The sequence below is a fragment of the Pseudoalteromonas sp. NFXS53 genome (assembly GCF_056629255.1).
Genome location: NZ_JBWVBR010000016.1, coordinates 68,837 through 89,691, shown reverse-complemented (window position 1 = coordinate 89,691; position 20,855 = coordinate 68,837). Strand labels below are relative to the sequence as shown.

Annotated in this window: 21 protein-coding genes and 1 tRNA gene; 9 read left to right on the top strand and 13 right to left on the bottom strand. The window is 41.9% G+C overall.

The genetic code is table 11. The features are described from left to right. Positions 1-11: 11 nt before the first annotated feature. Both purD and AC1HJP_RS16165 read left to right on the top strand, forming a co-directional pair. Complete coding sequence (gene purD / locus AC1HJP_RS16170; protein ID WP_480362682.1) at positions 12-1,295, top strand: phosphoribosylamine--glycine ligase; 1,284 nt, start codon at positions 12-14, stop codon at positions 1,293-1,295. 110 nt (positions 1,296-1,405) lie between these two features. Further along, positions 1,406-2,221 (top strand): DUF2797 domain-containing protein, encoded by an 816-nt coding sequence (locus tag AC1HJP_RS16165; protein ID WP_058030958.1) that lies wholly within the window; start codon positions 1,406-1,408, stop codon positions 2,219-2,221. 61 nt (positions 2,222-2,282) lie between these two features. Here the strand turns inward: AC1HJP_RS16165 and AC1HJP_RS16160 are convergent, their stop codons facing one another. Further along, positions 2,283-4,817 (bottom strand): EAL domain-containing protein, encoded by a 2,535-nt coding sequence (locus AC1HJP_RS16160; RefSeq protein ID WP_480362681.1) that lies wholly within the window; start codon positions 4,815-4,817, stop codon positions 2,283-2,285. Positions 4,818-4,893: 76 nt separating this feature from the next. Between AC1HJP_RS16160 and AC1HJP_RS16155 the strand changes: the two genes are divergently transcribed. Then, positions 4,894-5,205, top strand: coding sequence for a hypothetical protein (locus AC1HJP_RS16155; protein WP_480362680.1), 312 nt, complete (start codon positions 4,894-4,896; stop codon positions 5,203-5,205). Positions 5,206-5,230: 25 nt separating this feature from the next. Here AC1HJP_RS16155 and AC1HJP_RS16150 read toward each other — a convergent pair whose 3' ends face one another. From AC1HJP_RS16150 to AC1HJP_RS16125, 6 genes are all read right to left on the bottom strand, one after another. Next, on the bottom strand, positions 5,231-6,148 hold the full coding sequence (locus AC1HJP_RS16150; protein WP_480362679.1) for a histone deacetylase family protein: 918 nt from the start codon (positions 6,146-6,148) through the stop codon (positions 5,231-5,233). Positions 6,149-6,311: 163 nt separating this feature from the next. After that, positions 6,312-7,871: a serine hydrolase gene (locus AC1HJP_RS16145; RefSeq protein WP_480362678.1), complete on the bottom strand. Its 1,560-nt coding sequence runs from the start codon at positions 7,869-7,871 to the stop codon at positions 6,312-6,314. 22 nt (positions 7,872-7,893) lie between these two features. Continuing rightward, complete coding sequence (locus AC1HJP_RS16140; RefSeq protein WP_480362677.1) at positions 7,894-8,394, bottom strand: gamma-glutamylcyclotransferase family protein; 501 nt, start codon at positions 8,392-8,394, stop codon at positions 7,894-7,896. A gap of 2 nt (positions 8,395-8,396) precedes the next feature. Then, positions 8,397-9,023 carry a LysE family translocator gene (locus AC1HJP_RS16135; protein ID WP_480362676.1) on the bottom strand — a complete coding sequence of 209 codons (627 nt, stop codon included), beginning with the start codon at positions 9,021-9,023 and terminating at the stop codon, positions 8,397-8,399. Beyond that, positions 9,007-9,798 (bottom strand): hypothetical protein, encoded by a 792-nt coding sequence (locus tag AC1HJP_RS16130; protein WP_480362675.1) that lies wholly within the window; start codon positions 9,796-9,798, stop codon positions 9,007-9,009. The genes AC1HJP_RS16135 and AC1HJP_RS16130 overlap by 17 nt, the downstream gene beginning before the upstream one ends. Positions 9,799-9,800: 2 nt before the next feature. Continuing rightward, positions 9,801-10,271 carry a CreA family protein gene (locus tag AC1HJP_RS16125; protein ID WP_480362674.1) on the bottom strand — a complete coding sequence of 157 codons (471 nt, stop codon included), beginning with the start codon at positions 10,269-10,271 and terminating at the stop codon, positions 9,801-9,803. 66 nt (positions 10,272-10,337) lie between these two features. On the opposite strand from AC1HJP_RS16125, the gene AC1HJP_RS16120 reads away from it, so the two are divergent. The 3 genes from AC1HJP_RS16120 to AC1HJP_RS16110 all read left to right on the top strand — a co-directional run bounded on the left by AC1HJP_RS16120 (position 10,338) and on the right by AC1HJP_RS16110 (position 13,188). Beyond that, positions 10,338-10,667 (top strand): 5-carboxymethyl-2-hydroxymuconate Delta-isomerase, encoded by a 330-nt coding sequence (locus tag AC1HJP_RS16120; protein ID WP_475162769.1) that lies wholly within the window; start codon positions 10,338-10,340, stop codon positions 10,665-10,667. Between the two features lie 57 nt (positions 10,668-10,724). Continuing rightward, positions 10,725-11,429: a pseudouridine synthase gene (locus AC1HJP_RS16115; protein WP_480362673.1), complete on the top strand. Its 705-nt coding sequence runs from the start codon at positions 10,725-10,727 to the stop codon at positions 11,427-11,429. Between the two features lie 130 nt (positions 11,430-11,559). Then, entirely contained in the window at positions 11,560-13,188 is a 1,629-nt protein-coding gene (locus AC1HJP_RS16110; protein WP_480362672.1) for a methyl-accepting chemotaxis protein, read from the top strand. A gap of 79 nt (positions 13,189-13,267) precedes the next feature. Here the strand turns inward: AC1HJP_RS16110 and AC1HJP_RS16105 are convergent, their stop codons facing one another. The 4 genes from AC1HJP_RS16105 to AC1HJP_RS16090 form a co-directional block, all read right to left on the bottom strand. Next, positions 13,268-14,443, bottom strand: coding sequence for a mandelate racemase/muconate lactonizing enzyme family protein (locus tag AC1HJP_RS16105; protein WP_480362671.1), 1,176 nt, complete (start codon positions 14,441-14,443; stop codon positions 13,268-13,270). A gap of 8 nt (positions 14,444-14,451) precedes the next feature. Then, positions 14,452-15,219: a class II aldolase/adducin family protein gene (locus AC1HJP_RS16100; RefSeq protein ID WP_390442217.1), complete on the bottom strand. Its 768-nt coding sequence runs from the start codon at positions 15,217-15,219 to the stop codon at positions 14,452-14,454. Positions 15,220-15,350: 131 nt separating this feature from the next. Further along, positions 15,351-15,671, bottom strand: a complete 321-nt coding sequence (locus tag AC1HJP_RS16095; protein ID WP_058030971.1) for a c-type cytochrome — start codon at positions 15,669-15,671, stop codon at positions 15,351-15,353. A gap of 54 nt (positions 15,672-15,725) precedes the next feature. After that, on the bottom strand, positions 15,726-16,268 hold the full coding sequence (locus AC1HJP_RS16090; protein ID WP_480362670.1) for a DUF2058 domain-containing protein: 543 nt from the start codon (positions 16,266-16,268) through the stop codon (positions 15,726-15,728). Between the two features lie 260 nt (positions 16,269-16,528). Here AC1HJP_RS16090 and AC1HJP_RS16085 point away from each other — a divergent pair, with 260 nt between their 5' ends. Further along, positions 16,529-17,671, top strand: coding sequence for an MFS transporter (locus AC1HJP_RS16085; RefSeq protein WP_480362669.1), 1,143 nt, complete (start codon positions 16,529-16,531; stop codon positions 17,669-17,671). Here the strand turns inward: AC1HJP_RS16085 and AC1HJP_RS16080 are convergent. Beyond that, positions 17,644-18,150, bottom strand: coding sequence for a prolyl-tRNA synthetase associated domain-containing protein (locus tag AC1HJP_RS16080; protein ID WP_480362668.1), 507 nt, complete (start codon positions 18,148-18,150; stop codon positions 17,644-17,646). The genes AC1HJP_RS16085 and AC1HJP_RS16080 overlap by 28 nt on opposite strands. After that, a complete protein-coding gene (locus tag AC1HJP_RS16075) occupies positions 18,143-18,508 on the bottom strand; it encodes a hypothetical protein (protein WP_480362667.1) in 366 nt (121 codons plus the stop codon). The genes AC1HJP_RS16080 and AC1HJP_RS16075 overlap by 8 nt, the downstream gene beginning before the upstream one ends. Positions 18,509-18,675: 167 nt before the next feature. Here AC1HJP_RS16075 and AC1HJP_RS16070 point away from each other — a divergent pair. Together AC1HJP_RS16070 and AC1HJP_RS16065 are read left to right on the top strand one after the other, a co-directional pair. Then, positions 18,676-18,751: transfer RNA gene (locus AC1HJP_RS16070), tRNA-Ala, on the top strand. 252 nt (positions 18,752-19,003) lie between these two features. Next, entirely contained in the window at positions 19,004-20,851 is a 1,848-nt protein-coding gene (locus AC1HJP_RS16065; protein ID WP_480362666.1) for a cation:proton antiporter, read from the top strand. Positions 20,852-20,855: the final 4 nt, after the last annotated feature.

Sequence of the window (20,855 nt, the reverse complement as noted above, 5' to 3'; positions counted from 1 at the left end):
ATAAATACGCCATGAATGTACTAGTCATTGGCAGTGGCGGCCGTGAACACGCACTTGCGTTTAAAGCCGCTCAAAACCCTTCTGTAAGAACCGTTTTTGTTGCACCTGGTAATGCAGGTACGGCACTAGAGCCTAAATTAGAAAACGTGGCGATTGGTGTTGAAGACCTAGATGCACTCGTTGCATTTGCAAAAGACAACAATGTCGAGCTAACTATTGTTGGTCCTGAAGCACCGTTAGTTATTGGTGTGGTTGACCGCTTCCGTGAAGAAGGTCTAGCTATCTTCGGCCCAACAGCGGCAGCAGCACAACTAGAAGGCTCTAAGTCATTCACAAAAGACTTCTTAGCGCGCCATGACATTCCAACTGCGGAATATCAAACGTTTGAACAAATCGAACCTGCACTTGCTTATCTAAAAGAAAAAGGTGCACCGATTGTAGTTAAGGCTGATGGCCTTGCAGCAGGTAAAGGTGTAATCGTTGCAATGACAGAAGCAGAAGCGGAAGAAGCCATTCGCGATATGCTTGCTGGAAATGCATTCGGTGAAGCGGGTAGCCGTGTAGTTATCGAAGAGTTCCTTGAAGGTGAAGAAGCCTCTTTCATCGTCATGGTTGATGGTAAAAACGTGCTACCATTCGCTACAAGCCAAGACCACAAACGTGCATACAACGGCGACCAAGGTCCTAATACAGGTGGTATGGGTGCCTACTCTCCTGCGCCAGTTGTAACCTCTGACATTCATGATCGCATCATGAACGAAGTGATCAATCCAACAGTTGAAGGTATGGCAAGTGAAGGCGCTCCTTACACTGGTTTCCTTTACGCAGGCCTGATGATCACAGCTGACGGTACTCCTAAGGTAATCGAGTATAACTGTCGTTTTGGTGACCCTGAAACTCAACCTATCATGCTACGTTTACAGTCTGACTTAGTAGAGTTAATTCAAGCGGCAAACCGTGAAGAGCTAGATCAAACTGAAATTAAGTTCGATTCACGTGCAGCGGTGGGCGTAGTGCTTGCAGCGAAAGGCTACCCGGGTAGCTATCCAAAAGGTGATGCTATCTCTGGTCTTCGTGTTGATTATGCTGAAGGCGAGAAAGTATTCCATGCAGGTACTAAACAAGACGGCGAAAACGTTGTAACAGCAGGTGGTCGTGTACTTTGTGCAACTGCACTTGGTCACACTGTAACTGAAGCGCAAAAACGCGCGTATGCACTGGTAAACGAAATCAACTGGGACGGCGTTGAGTTCCGTACTGATATCGCTTATCGCGCCATCGCTCGCGAACAGTAATCTCACATCTATTTAGATGATTAAAGGCCCTTTCGAGGGCCTTTCTTTTAACTAGCCACCAGCTTTGCTAGACTGCGCACTTAAATTTTCACATCTTTAGGGGCGTAAAGATGCAAGGTACACTGCGTAAACTAAAAGCAGATCACACTCAACCTATTCAATATCATCTTCCACTAGGCGATGAATTGGTTAATCTAAACCAATATTTTGGTAAAGCAATTAAGCTAACTTTCACGGGTAATATTTTCTGTTGTAGCTGTGGTAAAAAAACCAAAAAAAGTTACTCACAAGGTCATTGCTTTGTGTGTATGAAAAAGCTGGCAAGCTGTGACATGTGTATTATGAAGCCTGAAACCTGTCATTTTGATCAAGGTACCTGTCGCGAGCCTGAATGGGGTGAAGCGAATTGCATGATCCCGCACTATGTTTACCTTGCAAATACATCTGGGTTAAAAGTCGGTATTACTCGCCACACACAAATTCCTACGCGCTGGATTGACCAAGGTGCGACGCAAGCCCTGCCAATTTTTAAAGTGCAAACACGCTTACAGTCAGGTCTCGTAGAAGTCGCTTTAGCCGAGTTCATTGCCGATAAAACCAATTGGCGCAATATGCTCAAAGGCGTCAGTGTAGATGTTGATTTAAAAGCCGCTGCTGCTGAACTTATTCCACAAATTCAAGCTAAATTAGATGAATTGGCAGAGTTGTTTGGTGCCACCGCCATTGAACAGTTAGACGAAGAAGTCGTTGATTTAGATTTCCCTGTCACAGAATACCCGACCAAGATCAGCTCGTTTAACTTCGACAAAGATCCTGAAGTGTCTGGCGTACTTGAAGGCATTAAAGGTCAGTATTTAATCTTTGACAAAGGCGTTATAAACATTCGTAAATTCACTTCTTACGAAGTGGCTTTCGAAGCGTTATAAGGTAGTAAATCTCTTAATCAAAGTCCTGGTAAAGTTACCCAAATACAAAACGCCGATGCATTTAATGCATCGGTGCTTCTAAATTTAAACATATATGCTCTTGGTAAAACCTCAACAAATGTGATTCGCTTAAAGGTCGACAGAACAAATAACCTTGTAAATAATGGCAATCAAGCTGCTTTAGAAACTCTTTTTGAACTTGCTTCTCTACCCCTTCAGCCACTACTTTCAACTTTAAGGCCTTTGCCATCGCCACAATGGCAGTCACAATCTCACTATTGCCATATTCATCAGGGACTTTCGCGGTAAAGCTGGCATCGATTTTTAATACATCAATAGGTAACTTAGTTAAGTAGCTTAGGGCTGAGTAACCTGTGCCAAAGTCATCTAGCGCAATCGATACCCCTAACGCTTTTAACTTTTTCAGCTCACTCTTTGCTTCATGTAAATTACTGATAAAGCTGCTTTCGGTTAATTCTATTTCTAAGCAGCTTCCTGGAAGTTGGTGTCGCTCTAAGGCATTTGCCACGGTTAAAGCCAGTTCACCTTGGTGTAAATGCTGTGCCGACACATTGATTGCAATGCGCTGAAGTTGAATACCCTGATGGCGCCAAAGTGCCATTTTCTCACAGGCCCGGTTGATCACCCACTGGTCCAATTTAGTGATTAAGCCAAGCTCTTCAGCAAGCGGAATAAACTGAGCTGGTGAGATCATACCCAAATTTGGATCTTGCCATCTAAGTAAACACTCAACGCTCGAGATCTGCTCTTCGTTTAAGCATTGTACTGGCTGGTAGTGAAGCTCAAACTCATTACATTCTAAAGCGCTTTGAAAACGGCTTAACATAGACAGACGCTCTAACGAGCGCGCATTCATAGAGGCTTTGTAGAGCTGAAAAGAGTTACGCCCTACCTCTTTAGAGCGGTACATAGCAACATCAGCGTGCTTGAGTAAAGATTCACTGTCTAGACCATCTTCGGGATACACAGCCGCGCCTATAGATGCAGTAGCCCCGACACTCATACCGCTAATTTCAAATGGCTGCCCAAGTAAATCAAGAATATTATTGGCAAACGACACCACATCGGCCAAATCTTTTACCTCGGTCAGTAACACCACAAATTCATCACCACCGAGCCTTGCTAATGTGTCGCCTTCTCGGAGCTGCCCTTTAATACGTTCACTCACTTTTACAAGTAATTCATCGCCAGCACTGTGACCAAGGGTATCGTTGACCTCTTTGAAGCGGTCTAAATCAATAAACATGACTGATAGCTTTTGTTTATCTCTGTGCGCTGATGCAAGCGCCATCGAAAGTCGGTCGTTAAACAAACGACGATTTGGTAGTCCTGTTAATTCGTCAAAATAGGCAAGGCGAACAATTTTTTCTTCAGCATTTTTACGTTCTGTAATGTCACTAAAAATAGCGGCGTATAGCACATCATCACTATAAGGCTCGTTGATTTCAATGATAGTCAGCCACTCTACATAAATGTCGCCACTTTTCTTACGATTACAAATCTCGCCCTGCCACACCCCTTTTTCATCTAATTCAGCCCACATTTGCTTGTAGTATTCTGGAGGGTGAATCCCTGAGCTCAATAAGTTTGGGGTTTTACCTAAGACTTCGTAATCTTTGTAGCCTGTCAGGGCACTAAAAGCAGGATTTATCTGAATGATTTCACCTGAACTTCTGGTGATCATAATGCCATCTAGAGACGCATCTATAATACGATTCGCAAGGTAGAGGTTCTTCTCTGACTTTTGCAGCGCAAGGTCGCGTTGAGCGAGCACTTTTTCGAGCTCACTACAGTATGCGGTTTCGATTTCGGTTAAGACATTTTTTAATGCCAGCAAGCCAATTACCTGCTCTGTGTTTGGCTCTTTAACCACTAAATGACGAATTGAGTTAGCTGTCATTAATCGGTAAGCATCAAACAAGCTGTCTTTAGGAACCACTGACTGCATTGGGTAACTGGCTAATTCCCAGCACGGCATACGCCAATCAGGGTTAAGCACCATATAAGCAATGTCTCTTTGCGTAATAATGCCATATTCACCAAGAGACTTATTATTAATGAGCACCGCTGTGACTTGTTTAATTCGCATCACATCAATGACTTTAGAGATGCAATCATTGCTATCTAAAATGGTCACCTTCTTTTCGTAGTGATCTTCTATTGGCCTAAAATGTAGGTAATGATCTAACCCTTGATTACGCACAATATCTGACAGTGACACTACACCAACTGGCTCAAAGTGCTCATCTTTTACCAGTAGATGGCGAATGCCTAATTGATGAAATTTGATGGTGGCTTCACTGAGGCTTTTATCAATTTGCACACTTTGTACTGGCGTAGCCATCAATTCCCCAATAGGGGTTTGCTGAAAGCCTTGCTGTGAAAAGTTGAGCTTAACGCAATCTGATTCGGTCCAGATACCTACGATTTTGTCTTCTTCCGTGACAAAAATAGAGCTAACCTTGTGCGCTCGCATTTTTGTTACCGCACTAAATAATGAGGTGCTGATATCACACGATAGCAGCTGGTTGGTAAAGATATCTTTGACCTTTAGTTGACGACTTTCAGATGTCATTAAGCACTCCTCGCATTGAGTCAATCTTTGCCAGTATAATATTGGCTAAGAAACAAACTTTGATTGAGGACAAATTTTGACTATTCAAGCATTCCCTTTATTGCTCATAACAGAACAAAGCATTGAGTATATAGAAAGTGAGTCATCACTGTCTGATGCACTTTTCTACTTCTCAGAGGAACAGAAAAGGGGATCAATGTATATTCAAAATAGTGGTGAGGCATTTAATCTGGCGTCAAACCAGCGCATTGATATGAACCTTGATAAGTTAACAACAAAGCTGCAGCAGCAATTAGCGCAAGACGGTCATTGCTGTATTGCGAAACTAAGCTTCGCTTCTTTGCAAGATCTGTATAGTTTTGCCTGTGAGATATACAGGCAAGCATAATAGCCTGAGTTCTGAATAATAAGCCTTAAGCTTCAACCAAGGCTTTTATATGTGTTACCGCACTTCTGCCAAGCGCAGAGAGAGCATAGCCACCTTCAAGGTAAGAGACAATCCCTTTACAGTCTGTTTGCTTAACAAGTTCAGCAACCTGCTCCGTTAGCCATTGATAATCCGCCTCAGTGAATTTAAGGCTGCCCATATCATCTTCTAGGTGAGCATCAAAGCCTGCACTAATAAAGATTAGTTCTGGGTTAAACGCCCTTAACGTAGGCTCCCATTGCTGTGAATATAACGCCTTCAAATCAACCCCATCACTGGCTATCGCCAATGGTGAGTTAATAACAGTGTCAGTATTTTCAATGGCGGTATTAGGGTAAAACGGATACTGAAACAATGAGCAAAACAGTACACTTTCATCGTCTCTAAAAATATCTTGGGTACCATTACCATGGTGTACGTCAATATCTAGAATCGCGATACGTTTCACTCCCTGCTGTTTTGCATAAGCGGCAGCAATGGCAACATTGTTAAAGATGCAAAATCCAGAAGACGTTGACTGATTAGCATGGTGGCCTGGCGGTCTGACATTGCAAAATGCTGCATCAATGCTATCGGCTAGAATTTCATCCACCGCTAATATACCGGCTCCAACCGCCCGCTCAACAGCCTTCATCGAATCTGGGCATAACCAAGTATCACCATCGAGCTCTCTCAATCCTTCTTGCGGAATTGAAGTCAGCACTTTATCGATTAACGCCCTGTCATGCACCAATGCTATATGCTCTAACTCTGCTTTAGGGGCACTTTTTTGAGCCACCGCAATATCCAGTCCAGATGCCAATAATCGGTCAGATACCGCATCAAGGCGCTCTGGGCACTCGGGGTGCTCTTCGATCATTTTATGTTTACGACAATGTGGGTGACTGATAACTGCGGTACGCATAACGATTCCTTGCCAAGAAAATTCACATTCAGTTTAACAAAACTATCTTATAACGCCTTTGCGACTTTGGTGCTAGTTAGAAGGTTAAACTTATATCAATGCTAATACAAAAAAGCCCGGCTAAGTTAACTTAGTCGGGCCCAAAACTACTAAAAGCTAAACGCTACTCTGCGCGTTTGGCTTTTAAATCCAAGTTATGGAAATCAAAACTAAAATCAGTAATGTGCGGGTTCACATATTCCATACTCGCTGACTTTACTCGCTGTGCGTTATCCATTTCAAAATGAATGTATGCATCTGCCTCTAATAGTGCGTCATCCCAACGCACAATAAAAGTATTACCAGTGTGGTGCTCTAGTTTACCTTTAAGCATTTTAGTATGGGTAAAATCAATACGCAGTTCATCTGCCACATACTCGACAATCACATCACCATACCAATCGCTGGTTAACGTGCCTGTATAATTTTTTACCGGTAACGCAGGTTGAACTTGCTCAAGCTTCACCGCTCCAGCTTTGGCATAAGCTTCTTTTTTACCTTTGTGGAAGCGCTCAGCCGCTTTTGTAACATAATCTTGATCTTCAAGACCTAACGCATCTTCAAACACTTCATTGATGATAGCCGTTAATGCGGGATAAGCTTGCTGGTTAGATAAAACTACTACACCTAGCTTTTTCTCTGGGATCATCGCAACCTGCGACACCATACCCAAAATACCACCACCGTGACCGACCTTTTTGAAGCCGTTATAATCTTCAATCGACCAACCTAAACCATACCCTCTAAATTGCTGGCGATACGCTTCAAAGGCATTTTTAGACGCCACACGCATAATATGCGGGTGCCACATTTGTACTTGCTGTTCAGCGCTAAACAATTGCTTGCCATTTGGCATTTTGCCGCCATCAAGCTGTGTTAATAACCACTGACTCATTTCATTAACGTTAGACGCAATGGCGCCTGCACCACGAAAATCTTCTAGATAATTCACAAAGAAAGGGGTTAATTTACCTTCCATTGGAATATGACCTGTAGCCCAGTTTTGATTTGCTTTATCAATACGAGAAAAGCCAGCGCGAGATGTGGTCATTTCAAGCGGCTTCATCATTTTTTGCTCGACAAACTCTTGCCAACTTAAACCGCTTACACGGGCAACCACTTCACCGGCCATCACGAACATCAAGTTGTTATAAGCGTATTGACTACGAAAGCTCGAAACCGGTTTTAAATGGCTGATACCCTCAATAAGCTCAGGTACTGATTTATTGGTATCTGGCCAGATCATCAAATCACCGGCGCCTAACCCTAAACCACTGCGATGACTTAATAAATCACGAATGGTCATTTCTCGCGTGGCATATGAATCATGTAATTTAAACTCAGGAATATGCTTGATGACTTTATCATCCCAAGAGATTTTTCCCTCATCAACCAGCATAGCCAACGCTGCAGCGGTAAACGCTTTAGAGTTAGAGGCAATACCAAATAACGTATTCGCATTAACTGGCGCTTTTGACTCGAGGTGACGTACTCCAAAGCCTTTTGCTAACACAACTTTGTCATTCTCTACCACTGCAATAGCAATACCCGGTATGTTAAATTGCGACATAGCGTCGTTGACAGCTTGCTCCACGTCTTGTGGCTCAACTTGTTGTGCAAATGCATTGAAGCCGCTTGTCGCTGCCACTAAACACATGGCTGAAAATAATGCCTTGAGTTTCATAATGTCCCTTATTGTTGTTCTTTTATAATTTGTGGATGGCCCATTCTCTAGCAGCGCGTTCAAGATTACTATCGCTTTGCGATGCTTGTGCTGAGATTTGAGTTATATAATCAGATTTAAATTGATGCTCTTGCGCGCCTTTTAGAACGTGCTCGACATACCAATCAAAAGGTAAATGTGTATCTATAAAAGTATTCGCAATGTAACTCTGAGCGATGAGTATTTCTCCGCAAGGACGGACAATCTCGACCGCTTCACGGTCGTATCGCGCACCTTCAATTTCATCTAGTTTCGCAAGTTCTTTGTCATCTAATGCATAAAGCACACCGTGCACAAACACCTCGCGCTGATTTGCTGGCACAATATTGCACTTTGCTGAACCGTCGGTTGAAAGCATATCAAACGTTAATTGATAAGCATGTAGAGTGCCTACACCGAGTAATTCAGCATTGGGTAAACGCGCAAATAGCCTAGAGGTAGACATATTCGAGCCATAGGCAAAATTAATGTGATTCTTTGTCATTGCTACACCACCACTCGAATTGCTAAGGCAATCAGCACAACACCTATGCCTCTATCAAACCAATGCCCTGCTCGATGAAAAAAGGCACGCACAGATTGCCGACTCAAAACCATACTTAAAAAAGAGAACCATGCCCAAGTAGCCAACGCCATATAAAGACCGTATATCGCTTGTACTGAAGTAGGCGTTGTTGGCGCAATAACAAGCGTGAATAATGACATAAAGAATAAAGTCGCTTTAGGGTTCAGTGCATTGACTAAAAAACCACGTTTGAATGCTATAAACGCTGATTCAGCCTGAACACGCTCGACGTTATCTATATTGTCATCACCAGATGCCGGTTTTGCTCTGAGCGCTTGCACACCCATATAAGCCAAGTATGCGCCCGCAACATATTTTAAAATAGTAAATAACTCAGGAGAATTTGCTAGCACTAAAGCCACTCCTAATAAACAATATGCGACGTGAACGAATATCCCTAACCCAACACCTGCGCTAGTCCATAAAGCGTTATTACGCCCTTGTTGAATACTCTGTTTGAGTACAATGGCAAAATCAGGCCCTGGACTTGCCACCGCAAAAAAATGCGCAATAGCGATTAACAAAAATTCATCAAGATAACTGAGCATGGCGCTTCTCTTCTAACGCTAACAAATACGGGTTGGCTGATTCATTTAATAACGCTTTTATTTGCTTTTGCGCCTGTTTATACATACTACGCAAATGAGATTTTAGATGCTTCTTACCATCAACTTGCGGCTTAAAATGACAGATCAGTGCATGCATAAACACCGTCTGAGGTTCAGTAAGCGCCGCTTGCCTGTTGGCATAAGGGTTATAACAAGAGCCACAACCACCTTTAAACTGATAGACGGTATTGCTCATCATCACGCCAAATCCTAAATAACACGCCAATGCATCACTGGCTGCAGGAATCTGCTCTTTCCCACCCGGCGGCATAACGCCTTTTTGATAAACCATCATCAAAGCTAAACTTCCTGCCAAGCTCGCAACAAGGTCTTGCGGCTGGTTAATCTGGTTTGGGTTATAAGACAAACTCATTGGGATACTGGGCGGGTTAACGATCTGCGCATCCGCTCCACGATTAGAGGCGACAAATTGAAACGGCGCAATCTGCTGAGGCATCATTTGATTCGGGTTTACCAGTTGCACAGGCCATACTTGTAAGCCTGCGTAATCACGTACGCGCTTAAACACGGTTTGTGCCATCTGCTCAACACTTGAAACCTGATCAGGGAAAAACTGCCCTGTTGGCTCAATCACTTGTGTATGCTCTAAGAAGTATTGGCCATCAAAGTTATCACATGCCCAAATAAAGGCATCGATTAACCAACTTTCTTCTTCTTTTGATACAAGGGGTTTTGTTTTAAATAACGACAACATATTTATTTTTCTTTGTTAGTCCAATTCCAAGCCTGAGTGTTATATAAAGGTACGCTCGATAAAGCATGATGGTGGCTTCCACTGGTTTCTTTAGTTGAATAAGACAAATACAGCAAGGTTTGCGTATCGGCATCGTAAATACGACGCACTTTTAATGATTTAAACAAAATACTTTTAGAGGCTTTAAAAACCACTTCACCATCTTTTGATAAATCTATTTGCTGTAACTGCTCGGCAGTAATCGGGCCCGTTTGTCGACAGGCAATTGACATATCAGAAGGATCAGAAAAATCTAAATCCGCTTCTATATGACTTATATGACAAGTCACGCCTGTTACAATAGGGTCTTGCTTCGCTTTAACCACCACATCTTTGGTGGTAAATAAACCTAAACTGACTTTAGCGGCGTCATCACTACAACCCATTAAGCCTGCAGTGATCACAATAGCGCCGAGCGTACGTTTTAAAAACATCTGACAATACATCTATATTCACATAACATTGCGTTATTTACGCATAATTAACGAGCGAAGTCATCTATGCCGCACTTTATCATTGAGCACTCAGACAACTTACATATACAGACCGAAGAACTGGTCGCAACCATTCATCAAGCAGCAATTGGCACAGCACTATTTGATTTAACGACAGTAAAGACCCGAGCGAATAGTTTTCAACATTTTCAGCTTGGTAATGGCAAAGCAGGATTTGTCCATGTTCAAGCCCATATCATGGCGGGACGTGAAGTTGAGAAAAAGCAGTTCCTCAGTGAAACCTTACTGTTTGCTTTAGAAGATTTACTGGGCTGTGACTATCAACTCAGTGTCCATGTTTACGATTTATTGCCTGAAGTATACAGAAAGAACTGATTTAAAATATCGGCTTTCGTATAATGCCATTACAATGCATTACAAAAGTGATTTAACATGAAATTTCCTTGCCGATTAGATAAGTTCGTTAGCCATATAAAAGAGTTACCCCGCACCAAAGTCAAAGCGGGTATAAAAAAACGTAATGCTGTAGTGAATGGAGAGCAGATCACTAAGTTTGATCATCCAATCTCACAAGATGACCATGTTGAATGGCAAGGCGAACATATAGCTTATCTAGGCTTGCGCTACTATATGCTAAACAAACCACAAGATTATATCTGTGCCAATAATGACGAAATGCACGCCACCGTGTTCGATTTACTTGATGAGCCCAACTTAAAAAACTTTCATGTTGCGGGTCGTTTGGACATAGATACCACAGGTTTAGTTCTCATCACCAATGATGGCGATTGGTCGCATAAAGCTACCTCACCTAAGCAACAGAAATTTAAAACTTATTTGGTAGAAACCCTAGAGCCTATCAGTGATGAAATGCTGTCTCAATTAGAGGAAGGTGTAATGCTACATGGTGAAAAAGATGCAACTTTACCTGCAAAAGCAGAGCGCTTAGCGACTTACAGCTTAAGGCTCTCTATTTGCGAAGGTAAATACCACCAAGTAAAACGTATGCTCGCAGCAGTTGGAAATAAAGTTGTTGAATTACATAGAGAAAATATTGGTGGTATCGAGTTAGATGAAACGCTTGCACCAGGTGAATACCGCGCTTTAAATGAACAGGAAGTTCAACTCATTCGCTAATAACCATATAAACATGCAGGGTTTATGAAAAAATATCACATCATTAATCCTGCATTTTTACAATCCTCGCTTAACATCTACCCTATAATCATGATAGACATGAAAGACTAAACTAAGTTAGGAGTCCGTCGTGCTGTCAGGTATCACCTTAAGAATAAAAATAATTTTATTTACTGCGGCAATTTTCATCTCGCTTTTAGTGGTCGCAGTGTTTGGTTTGCAAGCGCTTCGCCACGCAAGTGAAACAGATAACATTGCACGCATAAATCAACTCATGAAAAGCACGGTCAACATTGTTGAACAGTTTGAACATTATGTTGCCACAGGCGAACTAGATGAAGCGCAAGCTAAGAAGTTAGCCACCGAAATGCTTCGGGAAAATAAATATCACGATTCTGAATATGTGTATGTGGTGAACGAGAAACTCGACTTTATTGCAACCCCACATGACCCTGAATTACAGGGTACCAGCTTTAACGATTTTAAAGATGTCAGCGGTCAAAGCATAGGCCAGAAAGTAAAAAGGTTAGTCGGTAACAAAACCAATCGTATTATCACCTACCACTGGGACTCTGTTCGTGAGGGAGAGGTTGTCGACCTTACGTCTGTTGTACAAAAAACATCTCGCTTCGGCTGGTATATTGGTACCGGTATTAGTATGAAAGAAGTCAGTGAACGCTATTGGAATACTGCTCAGTGGCTTTTAGCTATATCTCTTATCATTGCAACTGCTTTAGCTTTTGCTTTGGCTAGGTTTGGCTTAGGTCTATCTAATAAACTGGGCGCAGAACTCGATACTGTGCTTTCAATTGTGAAACGTGTATCTCGCGGTAATCTAAGTACAGACATTAACACCAACAATGCCAATGAAGAGAGTATCATTGCCGCCATGCAATATATGCAGCAAGGCTTAAAAGGCGTTGTCGATGGTATCCAACATGTGAGTACTGAACTGCAATCACAAAGCCATGATGGTGAAGCTCGTTCCGAAGAATTAGAGCAACTTACCCGCAGCTTAAGTGAAGAGACCCAAATGGTTGCTTCGGCCATTACTGAACTGACAGCCTCGGCGCAAACCGTTGTTGAACATGCCGAGCAGGCAGCCTACTCCGTACAAGAAGCCGAGCAGCAAGGTCAAAATGCTGATAAGCAAACGTCTGAAGCGGCACAAGCAATCGCGCTATTAGAACAGCAAATCGACAGTGCAGGTAATAATATTCGCATTCTAGATGACGAAGTTAAGAATATTGCGAATGTACTTAGTGTTATTCAAAGCATTGCAGAGCAAACTAATTTACTTGCGTTAAATGCGGCCATCGAAGCAGCCAGAGCGGGGGAGCAAGGCCGAGGGTTCGCTGTAGTAGCTGATGAAGTTCGCCAATTAGCACAAAGAACCCAATCAAGCACTGAAGAAATTCATACCATGATTGGTAATCTTCAATCTGCGACACAAGAGGCTAAAAACTCAGTGAGCTTAAGCGTAGAAACGTCTGAAAAAACCGTGAAGATGTCTAAAGATGCCAGTGATGCTTTACAGATGGTTGCCAACTCACTAGGCGCTATCTCGCAGATGAGCCACCAAATCGCCCATGCAGCCAAAGAGCAGCTTGCAGCTGGTGAAGATACCGCTCAGCGAGTGGTCACCATTTCTGATACTGCGGCACAAACAGCGAATGTATCTCACCATGCTCATAGCGCAACAGACAGCATTAAAGGATTAACAAAAGACCTTGAGCATGAGATGGCTAAGTTTAGTTAACTCTCTTCAAGGTAATTAGCTAACTCCATAAAAAAGGGTCACTAAAATGTGACCCTTTTTAGTTTAAACTTTTAACGCGTTATTTGATTTCAACACGTGTTGAACGCATAACCACTTCATCATTTAGCTCAATACCGATACCTGGCGCTTCTGAGACTTTGAATACACCATTCTTAGGCTGTGGATCTTGAATACATAACTCACGGTTCCATTTCTTGATCGCATAAGTATGGTGCTCATGAATTAAGAAGTTAGGAATAGCTGTTTCTAAATGAAGTGACGCAGCCGTTGCAACAGGGCCACCACATACGTGTGCTTGAATACGAACATCGAAGATATCTGCATAATCACACACCTTCTTCGTTTCAGTGAAGCCACCGCACAAGCCAATGTCTGGCTGTAATACATCAATGCTTTGATCTTCTAAATATGGGCGCACCCCCCAGCGGTTATATAAACGCTCACCACCTGCAATTGGCACTGCTACTTTATCGGCAACTTTCGCGTGTAACGAGTGGTTTAAGTAATTCACTGGCTCTTCGTAGTACATACAGTCGAACTCTTCTGCAATTTCACCAATTTGAATGGCTGATGTAGCACCTGGCAAACTATGACACTCAAAAATAATGTCCACTTCGTCCCCTACCGCTTCACGAATAGCCGCCATACGCGCACGGTATAACTTCATTTCAGCACGTGAGATCAGTTTAGTACGGTCATAATACGTATTACCGTCTTTATCATACTGAATCGGGTCAACTTTAACCGCGTCGTATCCTTCAGCAATCGCTTTGTGTGCTGCTTCTGCATATTCATGAGGTTGCACAAGGGCTTTGAATTCATCATCCCAGTCAAACTGTAATTGTGACGCATAGGTGCGAAGCTCTGGGTTTACTTTACCACCAAGAAGTTGATAAACAGGCAGATTTAATGCTTTGCCTTTAATGTCCCACAGTGCAGTATCAATAGCACTCATCGCAGCATAAACTACAGGACCACCACCTAATCCCCAGAAACTTTCACGTAACATACGTGACCAAAGCATTTCTGTTTGGAATGGGTCATGACCGATAAGAAAGGCTTCTGCCATTTCTTTGATCATACTCGCTGCCGCACTGTGACCTAAGTCATAAGCAAGACCGGCTTCACCTACCCCGCTGATACCTTCATCAGTATGAATACGAACAAAAACTGGAGTCCAAGCTGGTCTGTCTGGACAATGGATATCAAAAACTTCGACGCGAGTTACTTTCATGTTAGCTCCTATTCAGCAAAACTAGGATCAAGGCGGTACGCTTTTCTCAGCATTGCAGGCCAGGCTAACTGACCACCTGTGCTACCGCTATGAACGACATTTGCTTGATTATAAATATTGTCAATGATTGGTTGAGGCACAGGCACGGCTTTTTGGCCCGTCGCTTGAATCGCGACTTGAATTTCACAAGCGCGCTGTAAATCATAAAAACGCATAAAGGCATCACCCACAGTTGGACCCACTGTCAAACCACCGTGATTAACTAACAACATATGATTGGTAGTACCTAAATCATTCTGCAAGCGCGCTTTTTCGTCTTCATTCACCGCTAAGCCTTCATAATCGTGATAAGACAGAGAGGGTAATGAGAACATAGAATGTTGGCTCAATGGCAATAGGCCACACTCAAGGCTGGCAACAGCAATGGTTTCTTTTGTATGCAAGTGGATCACGCAGTGTGCGTCTTCTCTTACTTCATGAATAGCGCTGTGAATGGTGAACCCAGCAGGATTTATTTCGAATGGCGTGTCATCCAAAATATTACCTTGTAAGTCGACCTTCACTAAATTAGATGCTGTCACTTCATCAAAACTCAAACCAAATGCATTCACCAAGTAATGATCTGTACCCGGTAAACGCGCAGACATATGCGTGTAAATTAAATCACCCCAACGCATATGCTCAACTAGACGGTAACACGCAGCCAAATCAACACGAAGTTGCCATTCTTGTTCGCTGACTTTGTCTTTTAAGTTGAGTTTTGGTAGTTCAAACATAATTTGCCTTAAAATATTAACTTGGCTCAACCAGCCAATTTAGAAGTTTAGAAGTCTAAATGACTCTTGTTCGATGTTCAATAAAATAAAAACCACCGACATGCGGTGGTTTTTTCATAATCCAATGTGGATTACTTAACTTTTGATAGATAATCAGCAATCGCTTCTAGCTCAGCGTCAGATACATTTGCAACCATCGCTTTCATTGCCATAGACATACCGTTAGCGCGCGCGCCAGATTTAATGTCTTTCATTTGGTTAAGTAGATATGTTTTGTTTTGACCATTGATTTTAGGGTATGCGTCCATGATAGGCGCTTTACCTTCAGCACCATGGCATGTTTGGCACATTTTTGCCGTGTATAACGCTTTACCATCTGCAGCTTCTGCATTGTTTGCAAATGCAGTGAACGCAATGCCTGCACCTAAAACCAGATATTTTACTTTACTCATAATTTTCTCTTCTTGTGTGACTATATGAATTCTTTACTTGCCCCAATAACGACTTTACCAAGTTAGATCGTCTGGTATCTCATAACCCGCATATGGGTCGTCTTCATCGCTTTCTGATGTGTCGTCAGCAACATGGAAAACAATGTATTTTTCGTCAACTTCAGCGATCTTACGTGCTGGCTCGTCTTGAAGTACATAAAACTTATCTTCGAGAACACAAATTGCTAAACGGCCTTTTGATAGGGCTTGTTTAGTTTGCTCGTTCACATCCAACTCTTTTACTTTATTGTCGTAAGTAAAGTTGAATGTAACTTCACCACGAATTTCGTCTTGGTTGTGGTGCTCTAAAATTTGCTTAACACGCGCAACTTGCTCGCGCTCTTTTAACTCTGCTTGCTTAGCTTGATTTAGCTCTTCGGCTTTTCGCTGCTGTTCAAGTTTTGTTTGTTCAATATGCTTTTGTAAGTCAGATTGATCACTTGTCGCGCCTTTTTTCTTTTTCTTCTTTTGTGCTTTACGTTTTTCGGTTTTAGCAACTTTGGCTTTATGCTCAGTCGTCAAACCTGCTTTTAGTAATTGGTCTTGTAGAGAACCCATGCTGCAACTCCATGAAAATACAATTCCCAATATATTAACTCAGATGCACGACACGACAAAGAGAGGTGCAACTGCAATCTAACTAAAGTAAAGCAAATAAAGTGTGATTTAGCGCAAAAAATTACCAACTAATTGATAAAGCTTTAAACTTAACGCGTTTCGTGCATTAACATGCTCTGCAATTTAACTTTATTTTTAATTAGCCTATTAAGGTTTAGCACATTAATTTCTTATTTGCGCTGTTTTGGGTATCAGACACCATGTCATTATTTAAATTACTGCTTTGCTCTGTCTGTACATTTTTAGTCTTATACGCCCCTCAGCCTCTGTTACCTATTTTTTCTGAGCTATATGATGTTTCAATTGCAAACAGTGGCGCATTAATGACAGTGACTATGATCCCACTCGCCATCGCACCACTTTGCTACGGTGTTATGCTGAGCCAGTTCAACCCATTGTCAATTTTGCGTATCGCCTTATTAATCCTTGCTGCAAGTAACTTACTTTTTGCCTATTCAGATTACTTCTCAGGACTATTAATTTGCAGACTTATTCAAGGACTCACGTTACCCGCAGCCCTTATAGGCATGACAAGTTATATCGGCACAACTTTTCAAGGTGATGCATTACAGAAAAATATGACCCTGTATATTGGTAGTTCAATTATTGGGGGTTACTTGGGTAGGATGCTTGCTGCAAACTTTGCCGCATTTTGGCAGTGGCAGAACTTTTTCTACTTAGTTAGTGTGAGCTTAGTTGTCCTTGCGATAATCATTCCTAAACAACTCAAAAAAGAAGAAAATACTAAACAAAAAATAAAGCCCTGGCTGCATTTGGTGCATTTAAAAGATACTGCCCTATTACGCCTATTCGTTGCGGTATTTTTTATGTTTTTTTGCTTTGCAGCATTGCTAAACTTTTTACCCTTTATTGTACAAAGCCAATACGGCATTTCTGATAATAAAGAAATTGGTTTTATTTACACGGGCTATTTGGTCGGAGCAATTTTGTCTGTATGCACACCATGGCTTAATAAAAAAGTTAAAAACGCTTGGGCACTACTGAGCCTGATGTTCATTTTATATTGTCTAAGCCACATCATGCTTACAAGTCATATATTGAGCTTATTTATTATCAGCTTTACTCTTTTCTGTGGTTGTATGTTCGTTATACATGCAACCGCAGCGCCGTTAGCAAACAAAATTAGTACCGCACCCGCTTCGGTGACTAACGGTGCATATGTATCTTTTTATTATAGCGGTGGCGCACTCGGGTCATTCCTACCTGGGTTCATCTTTGAAGAATATGGCTATATCGCGTTTTTGACTTGTTTATTAGTTTGCTGCTCACTTGGGCTTATTGCATGCCTTGCTAACTACAAACAAGGCACGTCTATGACTTGAGGCGCATGACCTGTGTACTCAAAAAAACGCTCTAAATCCGCTTTGTTTAACACCCAAGTCTGATCATTGAAAAACGGGTGACACTGAAATTGCTCAGCCTGCCATAGACTTGATTCTACCCATATAGTAACAACTTGTTCAGTATCGTTGAAAACCGCTAATGCCGAAACGCAGCCCGGTTTAACACCTAGATATTTAACTAACCGTTGAGATGATGCAAACCCCAATCGCGATAACTGTTGCTGTTTAGACAACGCTTTTAAATCTACCTGATAATCAGCAGGTACCAACAATAGGAAATGTCGCTTACCGTAATTATCTCGTAAAAATAGGTTTTTTATTCTTTCACCAGCCCGATTGAGATTAAGTTCATCTGCATCTTGGCACGTGTTTAAAGGCGGGTGTTGGTATTTTATTGCATTGAGATTCAATTGTTTAAATAAGCTCTCTAACTCAGTTAACTTATTAACTTCAGTCACGACACTGACCTCTTAGCTGAACCTTGCGCTCTTTCCAATACACCTCTTCAATATCATAACCTTGCTGACAATAATCCTGCTCGTCTAGAGCCGTTTTTAGAAGCTGTACCGCACGCTCTTCCAAGGCTAACTTTAATGCAGGAGAGTCTTCGATATGCTCTTCATTTAAAAACATCTTAAACTCAGTACGTGAGATCTCTTTTCGAGTATCTAACTTCACCCGAGCTTGTTTCTCAACGGTCACAATGAAGGCAAATAATTTTGAGCCGTTATCAGCCAGGCGTGTGTGTAATGTTTGATCTGCAACCTTAAAAGGCTCATCAGGCTTTGTTACACATCCAGACAAAAAAATCGTCATAAGTACGAACAGAAAAGGGAGTTTCAACATAGTAAACTGACTAACATGCTTATTATTTTGACTGTCAGTGTAACAAAGCGTACAAAAACTTTGTGATTTTTTTACCGCCAGTATTGACGGAGAAATAAAAAAAATATAAATTTCTCAGCGTATCCAAACTGGAATGTGGGGCTATAGCTCAGCTGGGAGAGCGCCTGCCTTGCACGCAGGAGGTCAGCAGTTCGATCCTGCTTAGCTCCACCACTTTCCACCTTCATTATTTCTTCATTTTAAGTACATATTCTCCTAATCAGGTCTATGTTTAACTAAATGGCTTTATAGCTTTGTGCTGGTTAGCACAGAGTGTCTTTAGCCAAAAAAATTAACTGACAATTACTTTGTAAATCGTTATATATTTGTTTTATAACGCTCCTTTTAATAAGTTTTTTATTTTTGGAGTGGTATTACAGTAACTAGATAGTCATATTCACGTATGGCTACATGATAGGAGAGTGCATGTCAGCTATTTATATTGCTGGAATTGCCGTTTTTTCAGTCTTTGCACAATGGTTAGCTTGGATCTTTAAAGTTCCTGCTATTCTCTTTCTTTTATTAGTTGGCCTATTACTTGGTCCTGTTACCGGCCAGCTCGACCCTGACCTTTTACTGGGTGATTTACTCTTCCCTGTCGTGTCTTTATCCGTTGCGATTATTCTTTTTGAAGGCGCACTGACCTTACATTTTCGAGAATTAAAAGGCATAGGTAAAATTGTTCGTAACCTCTGCTCAATAGGTATGCTCGCGACCTTTATCATTATTGCTTTAGCTGGTTATTATGTTTTACAACTAGATTGGCGCGTCGCGGCTATTTTAGGTGCTGTACTGGTTGTAACAGGCCCAACCGTCATTGCGCCTATGCTTAATGCCATGCGACCGAATCAAGACATAGACCGTGTATTGAGGTGGGAAGGCATTGTGATCGATCCTATCGGCGCATTATTCGCGGTACTCGTCTTTGAAGCTGTCAGTCTGGTTGGCAGTGGCGAGGTATTAGGCCACACCATGTGGGCCCTATTCTCAACTCTCGGCGTTGGACTTGGCATTGGTATCATAAGTGGCTGGCTCACTACCCTATTGATAAGAAAAGAGTGGTTGCCTTATGAACTACATAAGTTTGGTATTTTAGCACTCGTTTTATTCAGTTTTACGCTTTCAAACCATTTAAGCCATGAGTCAGGTTTATTGGCAGTCACTGTGTTTGGTATTTGGTTGGCTAATCAAGACGACCTAGAAATTGATTCTGTACTAGAGTTTAAAGAAGACTTATCGATGATCTTAATCTCTAGTCTGTTTATCCTCCTCGCTGCAAGGCTAGAAATTAATGACCTTATGCTGCTAGGTTTAAATACCCTAGTCTTTATCGCCATTGTACTTTTCGTTGCACGCCCAATTTGTATCGCAGTTTCAACGTTTAATTCAGACTTATCGTTTAAATCTCGAGTACTGTTATCGTGGATTGCCCCACGGGGGATCGTTGCTGCTGCAGTAGGCTCTGTTTTTGCGTTAAGCATGATTGAAAAAGGCATTCCTGATGCCGAAAAAATCGTGCCGCTGATCTTCACTGTCATCATAGTCACCGTGGTACTGCAAAGCTTAACTGCCACACCTTTCGCTAAATTTTTAGGTGTTCGTCAGCCAAGTCCAAATACATTACTAATTATTGGTGCTAATCATGTTGCACGAGCAATAGGTAAAGGCTTGCAAGAGCAAAATATCAGTGTGCATTTATCAGATCCTGCCTGGGAAAACTGTAAAATGGCACGCATGGATGGTCTGCAATGTTATTACGGCAACCCGCAATCCGAGCATGCAGAACGTTACTTGCCCATGACTCAACTTAATAAGGTGCTAGCCTTATCTCCTAACCGTCATCATAATGCGCTTGGTGTTCAATACTTCTCTCATTTATTAAATGAGCAAAGTGTATTTTCACTGCGCTCCTCAACTAACCATGCAAAAGCAAACAAAGACAGTGCGACTTTTTTATCTCGCCAAATTTTATTTGGTGAACAAGGTAGCTTTGCCAAACTTAGTAGCCTAATCTCGAAAGGTGGCAAGATCAGCGCAACTAAGCTTACAGAAGAGTTCGATTGGCAAAAATATCAAGAAGTAAATAAAGAGGCTCTGCCCCTATTCATTATCGAAGAAAATGCCAAAGATGATGAGAAAATTGAAATCCGGCCATTTGTGAGTGAGCAAAAGTATGTGCCAAAAGAAGGGGATAAAATTGTTGCCTTGCAACCACCCAAGATGAGTGTGCTGAAAGATCCATACCTGCAAAATGAATCTGAGGCTGTGAGTTAACAGC

Excerpts from the sequence above, each read along its gene's own strand:
- AC1HJP_RS16090 (WP_480362670.1), bottom strand. The coding sequence starts at position 16,268 with ATGGGTTCTCTACAAGACCAATTACTAAAAGCAGGTTTGACGACTGAG.
- AC1HJP_RS16075 (WP_480362667.1), bottom strand. The coding sequence starts at position 18,508 with ATGACGATTTTTTTGTCTGGATGTGTAACAAAGCCTGATGAGCCTTTT.
- AC1HJP_RS16130 (WP_480362675.1), bottom strand. The coding sequence starts at position 9,798 with ATGTTGTCGTTATTTAAAACAAAACCCCTTGTATCAAAAGAAGAAGAA.
- AC1HJP_RS16085 (WP_480362669.1), top strand. The coding sequence starts at position 16,529 with ATGTCATTATTTAAATTACTGCTTTGCTCTGTCTGTACATTTTTAGTC.
- purD (WP_480362682.1), top strand. The coding sequence starts at position 12 with ATGAATGTACTAGTCATTGGCAGTGGCGGCCGTGAACACGCACTTGCG.
- AC1HJP_RS16095 (WP_058030971.1), bottom strand. The coding sequence starts at position 15,671 with ATGAGTAAAGTAAAATATCTGGTTTTAGGTGCAGGCATTGCGTTCACT.
- AC1HJP_RS16120 (WP_475162769.1), top strand. The coding sequence starts at position 10,338 with ATGCCGCACTTTATCATTGAGCACTCAGACAACTTACATATACAGACC.
- AC1HJP_RS16115 (WP_480362673.1), top strand. The coding sequence starts at position 10,725 with ATGAAATTTCCTTGCCGATTAGATAAGTTCGTTAGCCATATAAAAGAG.
- AC1HJP_RS16125 (WP_480362674.1), bottom strand. The coding sequence starts at position 10,271 with ATGTTTTTAAAACGTACGCTCGGCGCTATTGTGATCACTGCAGGCTTA.
- AC1HJP_RS16150 (WP_480362679.1), bottom strand. The coding sequence starts at position 6,148 with ATGCGTACCGCAGTTATCAGTCACCCACATTGTCGTAAACATAAAATG.
- AC1HJP_RS16140 (WP_480362677.1), bottom strand. The coding sequence starts at position 8,394 with ATGACAAAGAATCACATTAATTTTGCCTATGGCTCGAATATGTCTACC.
- AC1HJP_RS16160 (WP_480362681.1), bottom strand. The coding sequence starts at position 4,817 with ATGACATCTGAAAGTCGTCAACTAAAGGTCAAAGATATCTTTACCAAC.
- AC1HJP_RS16105 (WP_480362671.1), bottom strand. The coding sequence starts at position 14,443 with ATGAAAGTAACTCGCGTCGAAGTTTTTGATATCCATTGTCCAGACAGA.
- AC1HJP_RS16145 (WP_480362678.1), bottom strand. The coding sequence starts at position 7,871 with ATGAAACTCAAGGCATTATTTTCAGCCATGTGTTTAGTGGCAGCGACA.
- AC1HJP_RS16165 (WP_058030958.1), top strand. The coding sequence starts at position 1,406 with ATGCAAGGTACACTGCGTAAACTAAAAGCAGATCACACTCAACCTATT.
- AC1HJP_RS16135 (WP_480362676.1), bottom strand. The coding sequence starts at position 9,023 with ATGCTCAGTTATCTTGATGAATTTTTGTTAATCGCTATTGCGCATTTT.
- AC1HJP_RS16065 (WP_480362666.1), top strand. The coding sequence starts at position 19,004 with ATGTCAGCTATTTATATTGCTGGAATTGCCGTTTTTTCAGTCTTTGCA.
- AC1HJP_RS16100 (WP_390442217.1), bottom strand. The coding sequence starts at position 15,219 with ATGTTTGAACTACCAAAACTCAACTTAAAAGACAAAGTCAGCGAACAA.